General features: G+C 63.3%; 20 protein-coding genes and 2 pseudogenes. 13 read left to right on the top strand and 9 right to left on the bottom strand.

All coding sequences use genetic code 11. The features are described 5' to 3' along the window. Window positions 1-53: 53 nt before the first annotated feature. Window positions 54-425 carry a hypothetical protein gene (locus ACFVSI_RS02450; RefSeq protein ID WP_387819510.1) on the top strand — a complete coding sequence of 124 codons (372 nt, stop codon included), beginning with the start codon at window positions 54-56 and terminating at the stop codon, window positions 423-425. Here the strand turns inward: ACFVSI_RS02450 and ACFVSI_RS02445 are convergent. Together ACFVSI_RS02445 and ACFVSI_RS02440 are read right to left on the bottom strand one after the other, a co-directional pair. Continuing rightward, window positions 418-1,188, bottom strand: coding sequence for a phosphatase PAP2 family protein (locus tag ACFVSI_RS02445; RefSeq protein ID WP_387819508.1), 771 nt, complete (start codon window positions 1,186-1,188; stop codon window positions 418-420). The genes ACFVSI_RS02450 and ACFVSI_RS02445 overlap by 8 nt on opposite strands. A gap of 2 nt (window positions 1,189-1,190) precedes the next feature. Further along, complete coding sequence (locus ACFVSI_RS02440; protein ID WP_387819506.1) at window positions 1,191-1,814, bottom strand: DedA family protein; 624 nt, start codon at window positions 1,812-1,814, stop codon at window positions 1,191-1,193. 205 nt (window positions 1,815-2,019) lie between these two features. Here ACFVSI_RS02440 and ACFVSI_RS02435 point away from each other — a divergent pair, with 205 nt between their 5' ends. From ACFVSI_RS02435 to ACFVSI_RS02380, 12 genes and pseudogenes are all read left to right on the top strand, one after another. Next, the gene (locus tag ACFVSI_RS02435; RefSeq protein ID WP_387819504.1) at window positions 2,020-2,751 is read left to right on the top strand and encodes a phosphatase PAP2 family protein; all 732 of its coding nucleotides are present in this window, start codon (window positions 2,020-2,022) and stop codon (window positions 2,749-2,751) included. Continuing rightward, window positions 2,751-3,416: a DedA family protein gene (locus ACFVSI_RS02430; protein ID WP_387819502.1), complete on the top strand. Its 666-nt coding sequence runs from the start codon at window positions 2,751-2,753 to the stop codon at window positions 3,414-3,416. The genes ACFVSI_RS02435 and ACFVSI_RS02430 overlap by 1 nt, the downstream gene beginning before the upstream one ends. Before the next feature lie 4 nt (window positions 3,417-3,420). Next, window positions 3,421-4,095 carry a response regulator transcription factor gene (locus ACFVSI_RS02425; RefSeq protein ID WP_387819501.1) on the top strand — a complete coding sequence of 225 codons (675 nt, stop codon included), beginning with the start codon at window positions 3,421-3,423 and terminating at the stop codon, window positions 4,093-4,095. After that, window positions 4,088-5,077 carry a sensor histidine kinase gene (locus ACFVSI_RS02420; RefSeq protein ID WP_387819499.1) on the top strand — a complete coding sequence of 330 codons (990 nt, stop codon included), beginning with the start codon at window positions 4,088-4,090 and terminating at the stop codon, window positions 5,075-5,077. Before ACFVSI_RS02425 ends, ACFVSI_RS02420 begins: the two co-directional genes overlap by 8 nt. 194 nt (window positions 5,078-5,271) lie before the next feature. Beyond that, window positions 5,272-7,137: pseudogene (locus tag ACFVSI_RS02415) on the top strand (polysaccharide lyase family 8 super-sandwich domain-containing protein); the annotation flags it as partial. Window positions 7,138-7,220: 83 nt separating this feature from the next. Next, window positions 7,221-7,286, top strand: a pseudogene (locus ACFVSI_RS02410) (hypothetical protein); the annotation flags it as partial. Continuing rightward, entirely contained in the window at window positions 7,287-7,955 is a 669-nt protein-coding gene (locus tag ACFVSI_RS02405; RefSeq protein ID WP_387819724.1) for a polysaccharide lyase beta-sandwich domain-containing protein, read from the top strand. 92 nt (window positions 7,956-8,047) lie between these two features. Next, on the top strand, window positions 8,048-9,193 hold the full coding sequence (locus ACFVSI_RS02400) for a substrate-binding domain-containing protein (protein ID WP_387819497.1): 1,146 nt from the start codon (window positions 8,048-8,050) through the stop codon (window positions 9,191-9,193). 137 nt (window positions 9,194-9,330) lie between these two features. Beyond that, window positions 9,331-10,644: an ABC transporter substrate-binding protein gene (locus ACFVSI_RS02395; RefSeq protein ID WP_387819496.1), complete on the top strand. Its 1,314-nt coding sequence runs from the start codon at window positions 9,331-9,333 to the stop codon at window positions 10,642-10,644. A 70-nt stretch (window positions 10,645-10,714) separates the two neighbouring features. Further along, on the top strand, window positions 10,715-11,653 hold the full coding sequence (locus ACFVSI_RS02390) for a carbohydrate ABC transporter permease (protein ID WP_387819494.1): 939 nt from the start codon (window positions 10,715-10,717) through the stop codon (window positions 11,651-11,653). Further along, window positions 11,650-12,564: a carbohydrate ABC transporter permease gene (locus tag ACFVSI_RS02385; protein ID WP_387819492.1), complete on the top strand. Its 915-nt coding sequence runs from the start codon at window positions 11,650-11,652 to the stop codon at window positions 12,562-12,564. Before ACFVSI_RS02390 ends, ACFVSI_RS02385 begins: the two co-directional genes overlap by 4 nt. Then, window positions 12,561-13,565 (top strand): hydroxyacid dehydrogenase, encoded by a 1,005-nt coding sequence (locus tag ACFVSI_RS02380; RefSeq protein ID WP_387819490.1) that lies wholly within the window; start codon window positions 12,561-12,563, stop codon window positions 13,563-13,565. The genes ACFVSI_RS02385 and ACFVSI_RS02380 overlap by 4 nt, the downstream gene beginning before the upstream one ends. Before the next feature lie 17 nt (window positions 13,566-13,582). On the opposite strand, the gene ACFVSI_RS02375 is transcribed toward ACFVSI_RS02380, so the two are convergent. The 7 genes from ACFVSI_RS02375 to ACFVSI_RS02345 are packed head-to-tail and all read right to left on the bottom strand — an operon-like array spanning window position 13,583 to window position 21,973. Then, window positions 13,583-15,217: a GMC oxidoreductase gene (locus ACFVSI_RS02375; RefSeq protein ID WP_387819489.1), complete on the bottom strand. Its 1,635-nt coding sequence runs from the start codon at window positions 15,215-15,217 to the stop codon at window positions 13,583-13,585. Window positions 15,218-15,237: 20 nt separating this feature from the next. Continuing rightward, complete coding sequence (locus ACFVSI_RS02370) at window positions 15,238-16,839, bottom strand: MFS transporter (protein WP_387819487.1); 1,602 nt, start codon at window positions 16,837-16,839, stop codon at window positions 15,238-15,240. A 43-nt stretch (window positions 16,840-16,882) separates the two neighbouring features. Further along, window positions 16,883-17,848, bottom strand: coding sequence for a fumarylacetoacetate hydrolase family protein (locus tag ACFVSI_RS02365; protein WP_387819485.1), 966 nt, complete (start codon window positions 17,846-17,848; stop codon window positions 16,883-16,885). After that, on the bottom strand, window positions 17,845-18,849 hold the full coding sequence (locus ACFVSI_RS02360; RefSeq protein WP_387819483.1) for an amidohydrolase family protein: 1,005 nt from the start codon (window positions 18,847-18,849) through the stop codon (window positions 17,845-17,847). The genes ACFVSI_RS02365 and ACFVSI_RS02360 overlap by 4 nt, the downstream gene beginning before the upstream one ends. Continuing rightward, the gene (locus ACFVSI_RS02355) at window positions 18,846-19,982 is read right to left on the bottom strand and encodes an FAD-dependent monooxygenase (protein ID WP_387819482.1); all 1,137 of its coding nucleotides are present in this window, start codon (window positions 19,980-19,982) and stop codon (window positions 18,846-18,848) included. The genes ACFVSI_RS02360 and ACFVSI_RS02355 overlap by 4 nt, the downstream gene beginning before the upstream one ends. A gap of 27 nt (window positions 19,983-20,009) precedes the next feature. Beyond that, the gene (locus ACFVSI_RS02350; RefSeq protein WP_387819722.1) at window positions 20,010-21,002 is read right to left on the bottom strand and encodes a cyclase family protein; all 993 of its coding nucleotides are present in this window, start codon (window positions 21,000-21,002) and stop codon (window positions 20,010-20,012) included. A gap of 5 nt (window positions 21,003-21,007) precedes the next feature. Further along, window positions 21,008-21,973 carry a fumarylacetoacetate hydrolase family protein gene (locus ACFVSI_RS02345; RefSeq protein WP_387819480.1) on the bottom strand — a complete coding sequence of 322 codons (966 nt, stop codon included), beginning with the start codon at window positions 21,971-21,973 and terminating at the stop codon, window positions 21,008-21,010. Between the last annotated feature and the right edge of the window lie 63 nt (window positions 21,974-22,036).

The following is a 22,036-nucleotide window of genomic DNA, read 5'->3' as shown; positions in this document are numbered from 1 at the left end:
GGCGCGTAGATGCTTTTAATGTTCGAGCCCATTAGCGACATCGGCTCTCCGCAGTGGAAGTATTCTCCAGCGAATCGGAGCAAGCCATCCAGCGAACGCGTCCTGTTCAGGACCGCTGCGACATCACGGAACCGGGCCGCGTGCAGGTAATTGCCTTGGCACTTCCGGCACACGTAACCTACCTGGACCTGCAGCTCGCCCGGATGTGGCGGCAGCGACTCGATGGATTCGATGGCGACGTTCTCATTGGTTCCGCAGTGCAGGCACCCGAGGGGGCGCATGTCCTGCGTCAGTCGCGGAAGGCTTGGGCCACCAATTCCTTGCATGGCATCTCCGAGGAGTCGGCGGGGCTGGCCGGTCAGCGTCCGGTCAGCGGAACGAAGGTTTCATCCCGATATAAGGACACCACTACTAAGGCTACTTAGCAATACCGTCGTCTTTTTTCGTTACCTCTTCGCCAGGAATCCGGGCGGTGCGCCAGGTGTCCACGGCAATCACCGCCCCCAGCACCACCAGGGACAGGGACACCGACGCGACAGCGTCAGTAAACCAGTGGTAACCGAGGTAAATGCGGCTGACAGCGGCGAGCAATACACCGGCTATGGCGACAGCAAAGCTGACGACGGCGGCCCTCGGGTTACGGTAGCGGGAGAACACCAGGAAGGTCGTCACGAGCAGGAAGTCCGAGGCGCCGAGGACATGCCCGGACGGAAAAGAGAAAGTCGTGTCCACGCCGAAGAGCATCTGGCTGACCGGCGGGCGCTGCCGTTCGACCGACCGTCCGATGATCTGCGCCAGGGCCACACCCGTCAGCATCGCAGCGGCCAGCAGCATCGGACGCCAGGCATGCTTGGCAAGCAGGCCCCACAGGAGCGTGAAAACCAGGACAATGATGGGCAGCGCTATCGGCCCGAAGATGACAGCAACCACGATCATGACCAGCGTCAGCTGTTCGGAGCGCATCCCCAACAGCGCATGCTCAGCCACGGCATCGTCCAGGGCCAGGCCACCATGCTGCAGGACTCCCGCGAGCGTAATGAGGAAAGCAGTCAAGCCAGCTGCGGCCAAGACGGCTGAGGTCACATAAAGAGCCTTCCTGGCTCGGGGTTCCATGAAGCGCTCCTCCACAACGAACTTCTCATGGAATATGCGCCCCCAACCCTTTGTCGGCTCAGTTATTCCTGGCATGTTCAGCTCCCCAGTGCATCGCGTCGCTTCCTGCGGGCGGACCGGACCCGCCAGATCACCACCGCTACCAACGCAAGGGCAACGGCGACGGCGGTGATGTCCCTGCCCACGATCTTTGCAACGACATCGTAGGAATTCCCCGCCAGGTAGCCGAGCAGTACAAAACCGATGCCCCAAACCAGACCGCCGGCAGCATTGAAGGCGAGGAAACGGGGATAGTGCATCCGGGACGTGCCGGCCAATGCCGGCATCACGGCCCTGAAGAAAGCGACGAAACGGCCAAGGAAAACAGCGGCTCCCCCGCGCCGCCGCAGGAACTCCTGCGCCTTGCCGAGTTTCTCCCGATGACGTTTGAGTGCACGGCTTTTCAGCAGGCGGGTCCCTGCATGCCTCCCGACCTCGTAGCCGACGGTGTCGCCGATGATCGCGGCCAGCACCACCAGGGCCATCATCCACCCGAGCTGCACCTCCCCGCGACTGGCAATCACACCGCCAAGAACTGCCGCCGTTTCTCCCGGGATAACGAAACCGAGGAAGAAGGCGTCTTCAGCAAACACGAGCAGCGCAACCAAGGTGTAAGCGAGCGCCGGGCTGACGCTCAGAAGGCCATCAATGAATCCACCCACAGGCACCACCACCTTCCCCGTTTACCGAGCACCCTGGCTTCCTCACCGGGCCTGTCTCCAGTGTGTGCCAGGGATCGAAAGAAAACATCAAGATTGATCGATGGCCGGCGCCAACTTGGTCAGCGGCATTCCCACTTTTTCTTAAGGAGTTCTTAAAGTCCTCCGCCCAGAATCGAATAAATAGTTCGTCCTGCCGAAGGTAGCCATGTTTCTGCAATCCACGCCACGCCCTCAGCCTGTTCAACAGCTGCCGGTACCCAAGCACTGGTTGATGCTGGGGCTGGTTCTCTCGGCGGCTGTGATCTGCGCCGGCTTGACGTTGAGGTTTGTCCCCGGGCTTACTGAAGCCGAATTGGCGGTCAATGAGGACTTCAGCACGCACCACACCGCAGTTCTTACGGGCATGGCTTTGGCCCTCAACGTTATGTTCAGCCCGGTGGCCGGCGGACTGATGGTGATGGCCGGCAGTATCTATCTCCTGCTGGTTCGGCGGTCCCTCCCCAGGGCGGCCTTGTTCGCCGCCACGGTGGCATCGGGCTGGCTGACCTGCCAGGTGTTCAAAGTGGTGATCGGCAGGGTCCGCCCCGACCCCGCCATGCTGTTTGATCCGTTGGTGCCGGAGCCGGTGTCCAACAGCTTCCCCAGCGGACACACATCGTTGGCAGTCGCCCTCACTTTGGCGGTATTCGTTACTCTTCGGGGAACGCGATGGGCCAAACCGTCCCTCTGGGCAGGCATGTGCGTGGCGGCGGTGGTCGGCTGGTCCCGAGTCTACATAGGGGCCCACTACCCGTTGGACGTAGTTGCGTCCTTTCCGGCGACCATCGCCGCCGTCCTCATCATGGCCGGAATGTGGAACCGATACGCACCGGGCCTCCTGACCAAGATTCAGTACCGGCTCACCTCCCAACGTACTCTCCAGCGAAAGAAGCCCTGATGAACGCCCTCGTCTTGGAGTCTGTAAGTCACACCGAGCTGATACCTGCTTTGGACCCAGCCGCCCTGCTGCAGGGCCTTGGGCCAGCAACCTTGGCCGTAGTGGCACTAATGGTCTTCATCGAATCCGGAGTCCTGTTCCCGTTCTTGCCGGGTGACTCGCTGTTGTTCACCGCGGGCCTCCTTCACCAACAATTGAACCTTACGTTGCCTGTGCTGATAATTGTCGTGACCGCAGCCGCGATTGCCGGTGACCAAGTCGGCTATCTGCTGGGGCGCCGCTTTGGGCGCCGGTGGTTCTCCGACGATGCCCGGGTCCTGAAGACCTCGAATCTGGCAAAGGCCGAAGACTTCTTCCAACGCAGAGGCGGCCCCGCGCTGATCCTTGCCCGTTTCGTACCGGTTGTGCGCACGTTCGCTCCCCTGAGTGCCGGCATGGCCCGGTATCACTACAAGTCATTCGCCCTGTGGAATATCACTGGCGCAATACTTTGGGCCGGCTCCGTCACACTGCTTGGCTCCTGGCTGGGTCACTTCGAGGTTGTTGCAAAGAACATCGACGTCATAGCAGTAGCCATGGTGCTGGTCTCCGTGCTGCCGTGGGGCATCGAATACCTCAAACGCAGGCGCGCCCGCATGGCAAAGTCTTCCTCCACGCAAGAATAGATCCGTGACCACTGATGCCAAACTGTCGCTCTTGCTGGTGGAGGACGACCCTGCCCTCGGACCACTGATAGCCGAACTCCTCCAGCCCGACTACTACGTCCATGTTGCCGTAGATGGCCGCGAAGGACTGCAGCAAGCCTTGGCACGGAATTGGGATGTCATGGTGATTGACCGGGGACTGCCGGCAATGGACGGCATCGCCTTGATCGCGGCTCTGCGCTCCAAGGGGATCGCCACCCCCATCCTCATCCTCACCGCCCTTGGGGCCGTTGACGAAAAGGTGCGGGGCCTCGACACCGGCGCCAACGATTACATGACCAAACCCTTCGACGCCATGGAGCTCGCCGCCAGGCTCAGGGCGCTGACCCGCAGCTACCGCCAGGTTCCCAGGACCATCCCCATCGGAGACTGGGAACTGGATCCGGCGAACAGGTCCATACGCTCGCTTCACGGTTTCCTTGCCTCTCTGACCGCCACTGAGTCGGAGTTGCTCTTGGTCTTGTCCTCCGAGCCGGATCGCGTATTCACCAGGGAAGAACTCCTGGTGGCCACACACAGCCAAGGCGAACTCCCCGGCGTCGTTGACACCCATGTCCATCACCTTCGCCGGAAGACGGCCCGATCAATCGTCAGGACCATTCATGGCGTGGGGTATCAGATAGGCGAAGCTGATGACTGAACATTCATTGCCCTCACAACAGGACCAAGCAACCCTTCGCAAGGCCTCGCAAAAGATCGCTTTGCGCATCAGCGCCGCCTGCGCCCTTCTTGTCCTTTGCCTCCTCGCAGCCGCCACAATCTATCTGCTGAACCAAGCCGGACAACCGGAACCCCTGGAAGCAGGGGCTGTCTACGCCTACCTCGATACCCAGGACTTGATCAAGGCCATGGTCATCGCCGGCGTCGCAGGAGTCGCCTTGGCCGGTGGCGTTGGTTGGCTCAGCGCCCGGAGCGCCATCCGCCCCCTGGGCGAAGCACTGGCCCTCCAACGACGCTTTGTCCAGGACGCAAGCCATGAGATGCGAACCCCCTTGGCCATTCTCGATGCACGCATCCAGCTGGCACAACGCAGCACAACTCCCGATTCGCCCTACGGTCAGCAACTGTCCAGCATCCGGTCCGACACCGCTGCCCTGACCCACATCGTCAACGAACTCCTGGAGTCAGCTACGGGGTCCGCCCACGAACCGCTGGCCGTCCCAACGAACGTCGCCGCTGTTACGCAGGACGTCGTCGAGAGCCTGAGTCACTTGGCCGCCGGGCGCGGTATCCGTCTGGAATATACAAGCCGCGGACAGCCCCAGGCCCTCGTTGCCCCGCAACGGCTCCACCGCGCGATTCTTGGGTTGGCCGAGAACGCGCTGGCCCACACGCCCGCTGGAGGGCACATCGCCGTCGTCGCAGCCGCCGATAAACATCACGCGACCATCACTGTGACCGACACCGGCCCAGGTATCACGGGCATAAACCCGGACCGGATCTTCGACCGCTTTGCGCGAACATCAGAGCAGCGCGCGGGGAACCAGCCACGCAGCTTTGGCATCGGATTGTCGTTGGTCCGCGAGATCGCCGTCGCCGCGGGCGGCTCCGCGGAAGTCCTCTCAACCGGACCGCAAGGTACCTGCATGCGAATCATGTTGCCGGCAGTCACCTCCCGCTGATCCAGCACACTGAATCAGGGCGGCGCCAACCTGATCTGTTCATTACTGTTCAGCTCAACATCATTTGCTTGACCCGCTGACTCCCGTGGCCTTTCATGGAACCAACCTGATCCGGGGCTGCCCCAAGCCGTCCGGATCACACCCCCTACAACTCCCCCGCCGCACTTCGCTGCGCCCGGAATCAAAGGTGAACCATGGATGCAACTCCCTCGACAGGCCCGGCACTAACCGGCAAATCCTTCAGCCGGAGGTCCTTGCTCCTCGCGGGATCGGCTGCAGCCGCTTTGCTCGCGAGTCTTCAGGCCGCACCGTCCAAGGCCGCCGCCAACGACGATCCGTTCGCCGTGGCCAGGCAGGCGTGGAAGGCAGGGATCGTCGGCGCCGGATACGACCCCTCAGATCCTCCTATAGCATCGCGGCTGGCCTCTGTGGCCTCAACGGCCACGAAATGGCAATCATCAATGATCACCGGGACGCCACGGACTTCCTTGTGGGCAGATTTGCCGTTGGGCGCCAAATCCGCGAACGTCACTTCACATGCCCGTCGACTCCGCGACATGGCCATCGGGTGGGCCGCTGAGGGGTCCCCGGCTTACCGCAACAGCGGACTGCGTGCTGCCATTATCGATGGCCTCGACTGGTTCACCTCCCACGCCTACACTGCCAACTCTGCGCCCTACGACAACTGGTATGAGTGGATGATTGCCACTCCTCAGGCGTTGAACGATACCGCTGTCCTCATGTTTGAGCAGCTCGCGCCAGCGCAGATCACCGCGTGCGCCGCCGCCCAGGAAAAGCAGGTGCCGGAGATGCCGACCACGGGCACCAAAGCCGCTGCCGCCAACCTGGCGCTCATTGCCGATGGCTTCAGCGGGCGCGGAGTCCTGGCTGGGGAGCTGGACACCGTGAAAGCCGCATTGGCCAGCCTGGCATCCATCTTGTCCTATGCCCAACCTGTCGGGGGGACGGTGGGTCTGCTGCATGGCGGTAACGTCGGCGCCATCAACGGTGGTCCCGACGAGGCAGCCTTCTTCAGTCACGATGGTTTCTATCCTGACGGTTCTTTCATACAACACGGTCAATTCCCGTACGTCGGCGGCTACGGTTCCAGCTTCCTCAGTTCGCTGGTGGCGACCATTACCCGCACGGCAGCATTGGGCACACCCATCGACACCTCGATTGTCTACACCTGGATCCACGAGGCTTTCGAACCATTCCTCTGGAACGGCCTGGTCATGGACACAGTCAGGGGACGCAATGTTGCCTTCTCGGCCGGTGGCGACCACGACAGCGGCCATGGCATCCTTGCCGCCTGCCTGCCCCTTCTTGCCAGCGCCTCCGGGGCCGAACGACAACGTTTGGCTTCCATGCTGAAGCAGGAGCTCACTGCGGATACGGCCCACGATCCCACTTCTGCGTTTTCCCTCGCCTCGCTGGTCGGCGCAAGGACGCTACTGGCCGACACTTCCGTTTCGACCAGGGGCCCGCTGGTGAAGACGCAGGTTTTCGGCGCCATGGACCGCGTTCTTCACCGCACAGAAAGCTATGCGGCAGCTGTGGCCATGCACTCCCTGCGGATCTCGAACTATGAAACGGGTAACAGCGAAAACCTCGCCGGTTGGTACACCGCGGACGGGGCCTTGTATTTGTATACGAATGACCTCACCCAGTTCGACAACGGGTACTGGTACACCGTGGACCCCTACCGGATTCCCGGAACGACCGTGGACCGGGTGGAAAGGACCTATGCCAACGTCCCCTGGCGGGCCGAATACCACAACCCCGACTATTGGGCAGGTGGTGTGACTGCCGGCACCTGGGGTGCGGCGGCGTTCCGTTTGAAGGCGGAACAGCCCTCATCCCTGAGGTGCCGTAAGTCCTGGTTCTTCTTCGGCGAGGAGATCCTGTGCCTGGGGGACGGTATCACTGCCGCCGCAGGGCGAACTGTCGAAACAGTCCTGGAGAACAGGCGTTCGACGTCGACGGCATCTGCCGGCGTTACCGTTGACGGGCGCGCCGTGGCGGCCGTCGAAGGAACAACCGACGCAGTACCCGGCGCCCGCTGGGCGCATCTTGAGGTGTTGCCGGCTTTGTCTTTCCAACCCCTACCGACGTCCGCGCACTCCGCCAAGGCCGGACCGGAAAGCTGGCCGACATCAGCCCCAACCGTGCATCCCCTGCAGTCAGCAACACTTTCTCCACCCTTTGGCTGGACCACACGGCTTCCGGGTCGGATGCGTACTCATACATCGTCCTGCCAGGAGCAAGCGCCGTTGCAACAGCCCGCATAGCTGAACAATCACCGCTTCGTGTCATCGCCCGGACCGGCGTTGTGCACGCGGCCCGGCATGAGACCACCGGGCGATGGGCCGCGGCCTTCTTCGATGCCGGAACCGCGTCATTCGTGACCGCTTCCCAACCCTGTGCCGTTGCTGTAGAAGAACTGGCGGACCAGCTGGTGGTGACCCTCAGTGACCCCACCCAGTTGTCCTCGTCCATCGTGCTGGAACTGGACATCAAGCCCAGTTCGGTTTTGTCGGCAGACCCGGGCTTGGACGTATCCCGGCAGAACGGCAGGACACGGATCACGGCGGACGTGAACGGAACCCAGGGAGCAAGCAAATCGGTCAGGCTGCGCTATGTCCTCACACCGGAGCTGGTGTCGGAACGACTTAAGGACATGAACAAGGCAGGCTTGCTGGGCAAGGAGCCTTACAAACAGTTGGATGAGATCCTTACGCGAATCATCACACCGGCACGAACAAGCACGGGGGCCTCGTTCCTGACAACTTTGGAGGGCCTCAAGGCCGTGGTTGACACCACAACGTACGCGGAACTGCAAGATCTGGGCTCCCGCCTGCTCGCACGGTTGCCCTGAGTTCCAGCCGGATCGGGAAACCAATGCTTACACTTGAACACAAAGGAACATAATGAACACCTTCTAGTGCACACCGCGAGAGGCCGGTCCGGATGCTGTCGGAAAACCGCAAACACCTCATACTCAGGGAACTGGCGCTGAAGGGCTCCCTCAACGCCTCCGAGTTCGCCGCCCAGATCGGGACCTCCGGCATGACGGTCCGCCGCGACCTTGCCATGCTGGAGAAACGGGGACTCGTGGAACGGGTGCATGGAGGGGCGGTTGCCGTTCCCGACGCCTCCGTTTCGCAGCAGGCGCCGCAGGTGCCTGCCAACGGGGCCCCGCAACGCGGCTCGGTCGCCACCATCGGGATGATCGTTCCCTCTGCTTCCTACTACTTCAGCGGCGTCATTCGAGGTGCTGAAACCGCGGCAAGGGAGGCCGGCGTTCGTTTGATTCTTGGGGTCTCGAACTACTCCAGCGCCGAAGAACAACGGCAGCTTCAGAGAATGTTCGATCTCGGCGTCGATGGGATCCTGGTGACGCCAAGCGAGGCATCACTCTCCGACACGGACACGCTGGATCTGCTGGCAGCTGCTGCGGTTCCGATCGTCGTAGTGGAGCGATCCATTGAAGACACACTCGATCGCGGTAATTTCGAATGCGTACGCAGTGATCACGCGCAAGGTGCCCGCATCGCCGTCGCCCATCTCCAGGAGCTGGGGCACCGTCGGATCGCCCTGTGCCTCCGGGAGAACAGTCCTACAGCACCGCCCCTCATGGAGGGCTTTGGTCAAGCAATGGAAAAGGGAGGACTGGACACCCAACCGGCATCCAGCTTGGTCCGTACGATGTCCCGCGCCCGGAACGATCCCCAGGCCCATCATGAGCTGGTTGCCGACATCCTCGATTGGTGCATACGGGAAAAGGTCACCGCCGCCATCGTGCACACCGATGAAGACGCCCTGCAGTTCGCCAGCGTGTGCCAGGAGCGTGCAATAAAGGTGCCTGAGGACTTCGCGATCATCGCCTACGACGACGAGATCGCGGCGCTGGGGACCACGCCCCTGACTGCCGTAGCACCACCCAAATTCGACGTTGGACACCAAGCGTTGATGATGTGCGCCAACCGGGTCATCTCCCGACGCCCTGGCCCCGCCGCGCGGCAGCGCGTCAACCTGTCCCCCACCTTGGTTGTCCGCAATTCGACGCTGCCTGAGGGAGCAGAGCTGGGTCTGGCTGAGCTCTCCCAAGGTTAACCCGCGTAAACGTTGGCACTTTGTTCATTCCTGTTTACTTTGTAGCCTCTTGTTCATCTCTGTTGATTCAATGGAGTTAGTCGAGTGCAGCACCCGCACTCCCCGACTTCGCATCGTGAACTTCAAAGGAGAACAGAATGAAGCGACGCCAGCTTCTGTTGGGAGCCGCCAGCCTCATGGTCAGCGCGGCCCTGGTGTCAGGTTGCGCCAGCACACCGGCCGCAAACCCCGCTCCCACTCCCACGGAGGACCCCAGCGGCACCATCACCTTCTGGTCTTCCCTGGCCGGCATGGACAAGGTAGCCGCAGCCTTCAACGCCAGCCAGGGCAAGATCAAAGTAAATTTCGAAACCGTTCCCAACGGCGCTGGCGGCGGTTACGCCAAATTGTCGACGGCGATCACGGCCGGCAACGGCCCGGATGTTGCCACCATCGAATACCCCCAACTGCCGCAGTTCGTCAGCAACGGCCAGCTGCAGCCCTTGGACGGGTTCATCGACAAATCAGCCACAGTGGACAAGCTCAGCGACGGCACAAAAGCCCTGGTGCAGTTCGGTGACCAAACCTATGCGCTGCCCTACGATGCCGCGCCAATGATCATGTGGTACCGCAAGGATATGTTGGACAAGGCAGGCGTGGGCGTCCCGAAAACCTGGGAAGACTTTGAGAATGCAGGCAAGAAGCTGAAGGCAGTGGCGCCCGACGCCCACTTGGCCAGCTTCAATCCGAACGAGGCCTCGCTGACCGCGGCCCTGTCCTGGCAGGCAGGTGCCAAGTGGTTCGGCACCGAGGGTGACAGCTGGAAGGTCGGTGTGGATGATGAAGCAACGCAGAAGGTAGCAACGTACTGGCAAAAGCTCATCGACCAAAAGATCGTCAAGGTCCAGCAGTCCTTCAGCGACGAATGGTCGGCAGACCTGGCCAGTGGCGCCGTCGTGGGTGTCCTCGGGGCCAACTGGAGCGCCACCGGCATCCAGAAGCGCACCGAAGCCAGTGGCCAGAAGGGCCAGTGGATCGCCGCGGAGGTGCCCAATTGGGGTACGCCGGCCGATGCCTTTTACGGTGGGTCCAGCTTCAACATCACCAAGAGCAGCAAGAACCCCGCGGCGGCCGCCAAGTTCATCGAGTACTTGTCGACCAACCCCGAAGCCATCCAGGCCCGCGGGAACACTGGCTCGGCCTTCCTTGCCTTCCCGGGATTGACGCCCGTGGCCCAGAAAGCCTTCGACGCCAGCTACTTCGGAAATGATATTTACCAAGTCTTCGACACGGCGTACGCCACCATCACTCCAGGGTGGCAATGGGGACCCAACTGGGACATCACCAACACCGCCCTCAAGGACGCGTACGGCAAGCTGACCACCGGTGGGAAAGTCAAAGACGCGGTTGAGGCAGCCCAGGACGCGACCGTAGCCGGACTCAAGCAGAGCGGTCTCTCCGTCAAGGAGTAGGCCCGCATGGCAGGTGGCCCGGGACCCAAACCCGCCCGGGCCACCCTGCCACGGAGGAGAAAACACCATCATGGCACTGACCAAGGCGCCCCCCAGCACGCACAACCAGCGCAAAACCCGATCCATGTCCGGAACCGGCGGCCGCACCGCGGCGTTGTTCCTGACTCCCTTTTTCGCCGTCTTCGCCCTTGCGATGGTGGCACCCGTTATCTACTCGATCGTCCTCAGCTTCTTCGCGCAGCAGAAGTCGGGCCTGGGCTTCGGCCAAGCCAAAACCTCGTTCGTAGGGGTAGAAAACTATATCCAGGTCCTCCAGTCCGAGAGCTTCGCAGCAGGCCTCGGGCGGCTGGCCCTGTACTGCGTCATCTATATCCCGTGCATGGTCGGAGGTGCCCTGGCATTCGCGCTCCTGCTGGACGCCACCGTCGCAAGGGCAAGGAAGCTCTTCCAGCTGCTGGTCTTTCTTCCCCACGCAGTCCCGGGCGTGATCGCTGCCCTGATTTGGGCATATCTCTACACCCCCGGCGTCAGCCCCATCGTTTCGGTCCTGGAGGGCGGAGGCATCTCGCTGAACTTCCTGGATAACCACATGATCCTGCCCTCCATCGTGAATATCGCGGTGTGGGAGTGGACAGGCTACAACGTCATCATTTTGTTCACTGCCCTCCAAGCTGTCTCCAGGGAGGTCTTGGAAGCCGCCCGCGTGGACGGTGCCGGGGAAATCCGGACAGCCTTCAGCATCAAGCTGCCCCTGATCCTCCCGGCCCTCAGCGTCATCATGTTGTTCACCGTCATAGGCACGTTGCAGCTGTTCACCGAGCCGTCCATCATCGGCAAAGCCACAGCCTCCGTGACCAGCACCTGGGTCCCCAACATGTGGGCCTACGATGCCGCCTTCAACCGGCACAACCTGAACCAGGCGGCCGCCGCATCCATCATCATCGCCCTTGTCGCAGCTGTGCTGTCCTGGGTCGTCACCCGTTTGAGCTCAAGGATGAACAAAGCATGAGCACCCCAACACTGACCAGGGCCGGGAAGGTCCCACGGCAACTTGCTCCCCACGGAAAGGGCAGCGACAACCACTCGCGCGGGTTCGCCGGCAAGTTCACCGTCAACGCACTCCTGATCCTGGGTTGTGCCTATATGGTTTTTCCCGTCCTGTGGCTGTTCTTCGCCTCCACGAAAAGCGCCTCCGACCTTTATGCCACAGGTGCCTACGCCCTTGGACACCCGGCGTTCTTTGAGAACGTCACAGCAGTCCTCAACCAGGACGGCGGTATGTTCCTGCGCTGGATGGCCAACTCCATGTTCTACGCAGCTTTCGGTGCCATTTTCGGAGGCCTGATCTCCGTCATGGCGGGCTACGCGTTCGACAAGTTCCAATTCCGCGGGAAAGATTCATTCTTTGGGGTGGTCCTGGTGGGAGTGCTCATTCCCAATACGGCCACCGTCCTGCCGATGTACTTGCTGGCCTCGGTTTTCGGACTGACCAACACCGTGTGGGCCATCCTGATCCCGGTCCTCTGCAATCCGTTCGGCGTCTATTTAGCCAGGGTGTATTCGGCGGCCTACGTCCCCTCGGAGACCTTGGAAGCCGCCCGCGTCGACGGCGCCGGCCCGGTCCGGTCCTTCTTCTCCTTGGGTCTGCCGATGATGCTCCCGGGCTACGTCACCATAGCCCTCTTCCAATTCGTCGGCGTGTGGAACAACTTCATGCTCCCCTTGGTGATGCTGCAGGACCAACAGCTGCTCCCGGTCAGCGTGGGTATCTCCATCTGGCAGGGATACTCGCTCCCCCAACCGGAATTCACGCCCATGGTAATCACCGGCTCGCTGCTCTCAGTGATCCCGCTCCTCGTCGCGTTCATCCTGCTGCAGCGTTTCTGGAAGTCCGGCCTGACTGCAGGGAGTGTCAAATGACCTTGAACATCGCCCTGGCCATGCCCGAAAACACCGCCCGCGGAGTGTTCCCCTCGCGCAGCCTGGACCCTCTGGAGCCCAGCCTTAAGATCCTGAGCCGCGATCCGATCCAGGATTTCCATTCCCCCGAAGGACGCGCCTTGGTCAGCGAGGCCGACGTTCTCCTCACCGGTTGGGGCTGTCCGGTGATCGACGAAGCTGTGCTTGATGCGGCACCACGGCTGAGATATGTGCTCCATGCCGCAGGCAGCATAAAGCACCACATTGGCGAAGCCTGTTGGGAACGCGGAATCCAGGTCAGTTCCGCTGCGGATGCGAACGCCATCCCGGTCGCCGAATACACCGTTGCCATGATTATTCTGGCCAATAAACGCGTCCTCCAGATCGCGCGGACCCTTCATACCAGTCGTATGGAGGTTCTGCCGGAGCAACTCTTCCCCGACATGGGGAACTACCGCAAGCGCGTTGGCATCATCGGTGCCTCAAGGATCGGCAGGCATGTCATCAGGCTGCTTGCCCCCTATGACCTCGATATCGTTGTCGCCGACCCCTTTCTCTCCCAGGAGGAGGCTTCGGCCTGGGGAGTCGGGCTGGTCGACCTGGAGCGGCTCATAACGGACAGCGACATCATCAGCCTGCACGCGCCGTCGTTACCGTCCACAAAGAACCTCATCAACGGCGATCTGATCCGGGGCATGCGACCCGGTGCCACCTTCATCAACACTGCCCGCGGCGAACTCGTGGACCAGGATGCCCTTCTCGCCAGGGTTGAACAGGGCGATCTGTACGCGATCCTGGATGTCACGACTCCTTGGGTACTGCCCTCAGACTCGCGCTTTTACACGAACCCCAACGTTCTCCTCACCCCGCATGTGGCGGGTTCCTTGGGAAACGAACTGGAGCGCATGGCAGCATCCGCCGTAAACGAGGCGCTGCGGCTTTCCCGCGGCGAACCACTGCGATTTCCGGTGCGCGCTGAAGACCTGGTCTTTACCGCCTAGGCAACCGGGCGTCCTCCCTAGCCGCTGACCCTGACGGCGTCCTGAACCGGCGTCACCTGCTCGGCTGCGGAGATCACATCCCGGACCACGCGCCAGGCGCCCCGAACGGCAATGGCGACGCTCATCAGGGTTGGGTTCATTGCCGTCGCCGTGGGGATCAAGGCGTTGCCGCCCACCACCAGGTTTTCGTAGCCCCACACGCGTGACCATGGATCGGCAACCGAAGTGCCGTCGTCGGAATCCCCCATCCGCAAGGTGCCCTGGTAGTGGAGGCTGGAACCGTTCGGCATCAAGCGGGGCTCAGCCACGAACTCGCCGAGCGCCTCGCCTGCGCGGCGGAGACGGGCGGTGGCATCCTCGATCTCGGCAGTTTCACGGTCCGTCAGAGCGTAGCTGATGGTCATGTTCGGGAAGCCACGGTAGTCCAGCTCGTTGTCGTCAAAGACCACGCCGTCCTCGAAACGAGGGTGCTTTCGCATGCCATAGCCCATGTTGACGTAGCCCCAACGGTTCTGCGCGCGGGGCGAATCTGCCGGCATCGGGAACGGGGTGGTCTCCGAGTACATCACCTGGACGGAGAAGGGATGGTCCGGCTCGGAGAAGGGGATGCGGTTGACGGCGGCAACCGGGTCGGCGGGATTCTGGGCACGGCGCGCGAGTTCCGCGTCCAAGTCCGACTCAGTGGCGAAGCGTTCCATCTTCTCCGCGTCGAGGGCCACCGTGGAGATCACCACGGGGTGCTCCGTCAGGTAGTGGCCCAGCGCGCTGGGACGAATGCCGGAGGCCCACAGCAGCTGCGGAGAGCGGAACGCATCAGCGGCAACCACCACGACGTCGGCTTCCACAAAGGACGATTCCCCGGTGCGGAGGTCCTCCACCGTGACACCGGTGGTCCGGTTCCCCTCGGTTTCCACCCGGCGGACCAGCGTCAGGTCGCGGAGTTCGAACCGCTGGGACAGTGGCGATGCCGGGTCGACAAGCGGCCCGAGAACAACGTCCGCCCCGGCCCAGCGCATGGAGCCATCGGGTTGAGGGTCGCCGGCCACGGGAAGCGTACTTACCCCGTAGCCTTCGGGCAGCTCACCGGCAAATTCCTCCGACAGGAGGGACCTGATGGCAGAGCCAACGCCCGAGTCGGCAAACGCCGCGCTCTGGACGTGCAGGAGATCCTTGGCTTGGCCAATGAGGTTGTCCCACTCGGCGTCGTCGATGAACGGGATCTTCTCGCTGAAGGCGGGCGACGGCGTGGCGCAGGTCCAGTGGGCTCCCTGGCCGCCGACGTTGGTTGCCGCAGCCGCCGCCGGGAAGGTCTCCGCGTGCGCCGACCCCACACCCCCGAAGTCTAGGAGGTGCGTGCCCTGGCGTGCGGTGAACATCCCTTCAGTCACGGTTCCGGCCGGGATGCCGAGCGACTCGCGGAAGGCACCCGCCTGCGGGCCTTGAGACATCTCCCGGGCGCGGGCCTTCGCATCGGCATCGGCGATATTGCGCACGCTTTCGCCGGGGCGGTCCGACAATTGCGGGCCCGCCTCGAACATGATGACCTTGGCGTCCGGGATGCCCTCCACCAGCAAGCGCGCATAGGTGGAGCCGATCGGCCCGCTGCCGACGACGGCGACGGTCGGTTTAGCGGACAAGTGCTGTGAAGTCATGGGTTTCTCCTTCGTGGAGGTCAGGCCGAAAGGGACTCGGCGGGTTCTGGAGTGGCAGTGTGCGGCTCATCCGACAAGCGCCCGTGCGGGAGCAGGAGGGCAGCGATGATGCCGATTGCATAGGTGGTCGCGAGCGCAATGAAGATCGGCGTGAATACCTGGCCGTAGATTTCGGCGACCGTCCCCTGGGTGGCCGCCGATGCTTGGTGGACTGCGTGGGGAGTCAGGGACGCGGGGTCCAGTCCGGCAGGCAGCAGCCGGGCAACGCCGAAGGCGATGCTGCCGCCGATGATGGCCGTGGCAATCGTGGACCCCACCTGGCGCGCCAGGTTGATGGACGCCGTGATCGCCCCGGTTTGGTTGTCCGGCGCGGCACTCTGGACCACGGCGACGATCAGGCTCATGAAGGAACCGGTTCCCATTCCCACCACGGCCATGACGAGCATGGGCACCCAGAGCGGGAGCCCGCCTGGCAGGCCCGCCATCAAGAACAGGCCGGCCGCGCCCATGCACGTGCCGATGATGGGAAAAATCCGGTACCGTCCGGTGCGGCTCGCGAGCCACCCCGTCACGAGGTTGCTCACGAGCATGCCCAGGACAGTTGCTATGGGAACCAGTCCGGAGACCGTTGCACTGACCTGGTACGCCATCTGGAAAAACGTGGGCAGGTAGGCGGTAATGGAGAAGAGCCCGACGCCGATGATCGCCGAGAGTGCCGTGCCGGCGGCAATGGTCCGGTTGGCAAAGAAACGCAGGGGAACCATCGGCTCCGGTGCCCGGACCTCGATAACGAAGAACGCGAAAAGCGCTATCGCCGCTACCACCAATGCAGCAACCGCCTGGACTCCGCCACTGCGTTCAGAGGCCCACGTGACGCCGATGACCAAGGACACCAGCCCCAGCGTGAAGGCTGCGGCACCGGCGACGTCGTAGTGGCGGGGAATCACTCCGCGCCCAAGCCGAGGGACCGCCACGAAGGCAAAGGCCAAGGCAACAAGGCCCACGGGGATGTTGATCCAGAAGACCCAGGACCACCCCCAGTAATCGGTGATGGCTCCCCCGAGGACCGGACCTACCAGGATGGCGATCGGGAAAGCGGCGCCGATGATGGCCATGTACCGCGGCCGTTCCCGGGGAGTGGTCACCTTGGCAATGATGGTTTGGGACATGAGCTGCAGCCCGGCTGAGCTCATGCCCTGGACCACGCGGGAAACCACCAGCCAGGTCATGTCCTGCGCGAACCCGCAGGCGAGCGACGCTACGAGGAAAAGAAGCAGGGAGACCAGGAAGACCCTGCGCGGGCCAAGGACATCCCCGAGTTTTCCAAGGACGGGCAGGAGGACGGTGCTGGCCAGGGTGTAGCCCACCACCACCCAGCCCATGAGTTCCAGGGCCCCGAGTTCGCCGGCGATGGTGGCGAGCGAGGTGGAAACGACCGTGTGGTCAAGTGCCCCGAGGAAGGACACGGTCAGCAGTGATGCGACCAGGAAGCGAAGTCTTAAGGGTGAGAGTGGCATGGTGTTCTGCCCGAACGATCGGGCCGTCGACGCGACGGGTTGTGCCCCGGCAGCATCCTCACTGCCGGGAACGGATCCTTGGAGGGATCCCGACGCCACTCTCATTCTAAGATGACTTTAGTCTAAAAGCAACAAAAGATTGATGCTTTTAGACTCTGGCCCGCGCGCGGCTGCGGTTGCGTGCCCGGGGAACGGCAGGACCCACGACGGCGGCACCCACGGTAGCTGTCAGCTCACCGAGGCCTTCCACCACCATGCGGACCGCATCACCCTGGCCCAGGGGCGCGGGCGTCAGTTCCCCGCGCCTGCCCCACAACTCGCCAAGGCAACCGCCGTTGCCGACGGTTCCGGAGCCGAGGACGTCGCCGAAGACTACTTTGGAGTTCCTGGACGCGTAGGACACCAGCTCAGGGAAGGTCCAGCCCATATTGGACACGAGGTCCTCCCCCACGAGTTCCCCGTTGACGAAGACCTGGGCCAGCACGGCCAGGAATCCGTCGTCATCCAGATAGGGTTCCAGCTCATCGGCCGTCACGATCCACGGACCCAGGCTGGTCCCGAAGTCCTTCCCCTTGGCGGGACCAAGACGCACCTTCATCTCGCGCGACTGGATATCGCGTGCGGACCAGTCGTTCATGATGGTGTAGCCGAAAATTGCCTCTTCGGCTTCCCTGGCAGACAGGTTGGAGCCTCCCGACCCGCCAACCACGGCAGCGATCTCGAGCTCAAAGTCCAAGCGCTGCGTTACCGGCGGAATGACGGGCTCTCCCGGCCCCAGCACAGTGTGTGGATTGGTGAAGTAGAAGGTGGGTGCCTCGTACCATTCCGGCACCACCTCACTCTTTCCATCCACCGACGCAGAGACCCCTTCGACGTGTTCTTCGAAGGCCACGAAATCCCTGATCGCCGCCGGAACCAACGGTGCCAGCAGGCGGACAGCGCCAAGCGGCCGCCCGGCGTCGTGGTTCAACCGTCCGTACAGCTCCCGGGCGCCGGCCAAACCACGCGCCAGAACCTCGGCCACCCGCAGGCCATTGGGAAACGGCACCACCGTGCCGTCAACCACGAAACCCTCGCCCACCTCGGCGCCGTCCTGCCAGCGCGCGACTTTCATGCCCGGACCCTTTGCGAGAGCAGGGCTGCTGCGTTGCCGGACAGGATCGCTTGCGTTACGTCGGAGGGCAGCCCGGCCGCACGCACCTCGGCAACCGGATCCTCCGGCCCCATGTCGAACGGGAAGTCGCTACCCATGAGGACCTGGGACGGTCCCGCGACCTCCACGAGGTGACGCAGGGCCGAAGGATCGTGGACCACGGTGTCGAACCAGATCCGGCGCAGGTAGCTGGAGGGCTCCTCGGCACAGCCGTGGGCCTCCGGCCGGACCCGCCACGCGTGGTTGGAGCGGCCGATCGCGGTGGGCAAGTAGCCGCCGCCGTGGGCAGCCAGGATTTTCAGGCCGGGGTGGCGGTCCAGCACGCCGGAGAAGATCAGGTGCGAGAGCGCCACGGCATTTTCGGCGGGCTGGCCCACCGTGTTGGACAGGTAGTAGCGGTCCAGGCGCTCATCCAGGCTGCACCCGAAGGGGTGGAGGAACACGACGACGCCGAGTTCCGCCACGCGGCTCCAGAAGGGTTCAAGTCGCTCGTCGGACAGTTCCACGTCACCGGCGACGGACGAAATCTCGATGCCTGCAAGGCCCCGGCCGAGGATGGCGTCGTCGACGCATTCCACGATCCGCTCGGGGTGTTGAAGGGGCACCAGGCCCAGCCCGGTCAGGCGCTCCGGTGCTTGGGCAACGTGTTCGGCCACCAGGCGGTTGGCCTCCGTGGCAGTCCATACGGCAAGACCTTCTTCGGCCCACGGATAGAAATGGTTCGGCGAGGCGCTGACCCACTGGTGGTCGACCCCCTGCGCGTCCATGGCAGCCAGGCGAGCCCGGACATCTGTGAGTTTGGGAAACCGCTCGCCAATCATGCGGCCCGAGGCTGCCAGGCTCGCCGGACCGTTGCGTCGTGCTTCAAGTTCGGCCGCTGCCTTGAAAGCCTCCGGCGCGCGCCGTTCCACCTCGGCCTGGAGCGATGGAAGCAGCACGTGGGCGTGGACATCGATGCTCATGCGGGGACCGCCATCTTCTGGGCAATGCCGAATAGCAGGCCCGGAGCATCCGCGTCCTTCTTGCCCTCGATCTGCCACTCGCCGAGCTGGACGGAGGCGTCGACCACAGCCTGGACGCGCGGGATCCGGCGCTCGTGGAAGCTGTCCCAGAGCTTCTCGCTGAGCTCGTCCGAGCCCACGAGGAGTTCGGCAAGAACCACGGCATCTTCGAGGGCCTGGGCGGCGCCCTGGGCAATCGTGGGCGGGCAGCTGTGCGCGGCATCGCCGATGATCACCACCGGTCCGCGGTTCCAGCGGCCTGGGACCAAATGCTTGGTGAACCAGGTGTAGTTGACCTTGGCTCCCTGGTTCAGGTTCTCGCGGATGGAATTCCACGGGCCGCCGTAGGCCATGGATTCGCCCAGCATGATTCCCGTTGCCTCCGCGTCAGAGACCCCGAAGCGATCCTGGGCTTTTTCCACCAGGAACGCGTACATGGTGTCCTCACCGGTGGGCGTGTAGCCGGCAATGTACACCGGACCGCCGTAGTAGAGCTCGCTGTGTTCCACGTCCTTGGGACGCGAAACGAAGGCCCGCCAAATGCCCATGCCGGTGCTCTCCGGGGTGGTGTCGATCCCCATGAGACTCCGCACGGAGGAATTCACCCCGTCCGCGCCAATCAGGAGATCGTAGGTTCCTGCCGAGGCCTCGTTGACGAAGACCTCCACTTTGTTGTCGCCGGTGACGTTGAAGCCGGACACCGTGGAACCGAAAGACACCTTCGCGCCGGCCTTCTCCGCGTGCTCCAGCAGGATCTTGGCAAGGTCGGGACGGTACATGCCCATGCACGCCGGGTAGTCCGGGCCTCCGGTCTTGACCTCGGGAAGCTGCGCGATCACCGGAGCGTCCGGGCCCGGTGCGCGGAGGGTCAGGCCTTCGAAGGCCATGCCCTTTTCCCGTACGTCTTCCCACACGCCCAGGGCATCGAATACGCGGAGGGCATTGCCCTGAAGCGTGATGCCCGAACCGAGCGCGCTCAGTTCCGGCTTCGCTTCGAAAACCTCGACGGCGACTCCCGCCTTGGCGAGCTGGATGGCCGTCGCCATGGCAGCCACGCCGCTGCCGGCTATAGCCACTTTCTGTACTGCAGTCATGATGACCCCTTGTTTGTCTCGGGTGAATTAGAGGATCGCGACGGGATTGATGGGCGAACCCACCGCACCCGTGATCGGCAACGGCGCCGCTACCAGGAGGAACTCGTAGCGACCCTTGGCCCGGCACTTGACGGCGAGCGCGTCCAGGTCCCACAGTTCACCCACGGTGAGTCCCATGTTCGGGATGACCACTTGGTGGAGTGGTTGAAAGGCCGGTACGTCGAACTCGTTGGGACGCACTTCGAAGCCCCAGGTGTCCGTGGCGATGGCGGCGATTTCCGTGCGGTGGAGCCAGCCCGCCGTCGTCAATGAGAGCCCGGGCGCCGGGCCGCCGGCGTAATCGCCCCAGCCCTCACGCTTGGCGCGGGTGAGCTGGCCGGTGCGCACCAGGACTATGTCTCCCGGGCCTGCCGTGCTGGTGGCCCCTTGGGCTTCGATGCAGGCTTCCAGGTCGGCGGTGGTGATGGCGTAGCCGTCAGGGAGCTCGCCCGTTTCAGGGTTGAGGTGGCGGCCAAGGTCCAGCAGGACACCGCGGGACACCGGCGCAGCGGCAGCGTGTTCGATGCCGGTAACGAGGTCGCCGTCGCTGGTCACCACGTCCCCCGCACGGCGGCCGTTCCAAGCGGCACCGTGATCGAAGATGTGCCCCAAACCGTCCCATTGCGTTGAGCATTGGAGCGGCATGGTGATGACATCGTCCGCTCCGCCCAGGCCGTGCGGGAAACCTTGGGTGCCTCGTTCTGCATCCGTTCCCGTGTCCAGCATGGTGTGGACGGGGTTGGTCCGGCGGCGCCAGCCCCTTTGGGGGCCGTTCATGTCGAAGGGCTGCGAGAGCGAAATGACCTCGCCGTCCCGCACCAGAGACGCGGCCTGCTTGCGCTTGGCGGCGTCGATGAAGTTCAGGGTGCCGAGGACGTCGTCGTCACCCCAGCGGCCCCAATTGCGGTAGGCCTTGCCGCGGCGGGCGATTTCGCCGTCGGGATCGTTACGGTCCAGGAGGTCCGGGCTTTCCAGGTTCATGGTGGTCATGACTTTTCCGCTACGCAGCGGACCACTTGGGTACCCAGGCCCTGGATGCTGCCGGTCATCACGTCGCCGTCGCGCAGCAACCTGCCCCAGTGGGCTCCGTTGCCGGCCGGGCTTCCGGTGAGCAGCAGGTCGCCGGGCAGCAGCGGCATGTTCTGCGATGCGGCCGAGACGAGTGCTGGAATGTCGAAAAGGAGGTCATCCGTGGTGGCGTCCTGCATGACGTCACCGTTGAGTTCCAGCCTCACCTTGAGTTTGGCGGGGTCCACGAGCGGCGCAGGCACCAGGAAGGGTCCCGTTGGAAGGAAGCCGGGGGCGTTCTTTCCGCGGTACCAGTCCGTCCCGATTTCCTTCATGTCGCGGCGGAAGACAAGGTCTCGGGTGGTGATGTCATTAACGATCGTGTACCCGGCAACGTGGTTCATCGCGTCTTCCTTGGACACCCGGAAGGCTTCGGTGCCAATGACGACGGCGAGTTCCAGTTCCCAGTCATGCTTTTGGCTGTAGTCCGGGAGCACCAGGGGTACGTCGTCGCCCACCACACAGGCAGGCAGGCCAATGAAGAAGTAGGGCTCTCCGTTCGCCTGGCGGTCGTCCATCATCTTCCCGGCCCATTCGCGGGCTTCTTCCGGGGAGCGCGGGTCATCCTTGGCCAGCCCGGCCACCACCAGGTCGATAACGTGCGTGCGGTAGTTCGCGCCCGTCTGCAGTACCTGCCGTGGTTCCACGGGAGCGGTGAGCGTAACGCTGTCCAAGGGCAGCCAAGGTCCGTCTTGTGCGGCCAGGTCTTCGAGGCGGTCCCAGTCGGGGGCAGCCAGGAAGTCATTAAGGTCGGCGGCACCGAGCTCCTGCGGACCCAGCGGGCGGATCCGATCGCCGGCGATTAGTCCCAAGCTGACGGTATCCCCGTCGCGGTAGCGGGCGATGGCAAATGGCGCTTCCAGTTGTCCTGACGTCGTCGTCAACGTAACTCCCCTCGTGGACCGTTCGCGGCCCACATTCATTTAATGTCGGAAATCGACATAAGT

This window comes from Paenarthrobacter sp. NPDC057981, from assembly GCF_042886835.1.
In the GTDB taxonomy this organism is placed as follows: domain Bacteria; phylum Actinomycetota; class Actinomycetes; order Actinomycetales; family Micrococcaceae; genus Arthrobacter.
This window is presented reverse-complemented; position numbering and strand designations above follow the sequence as displayed.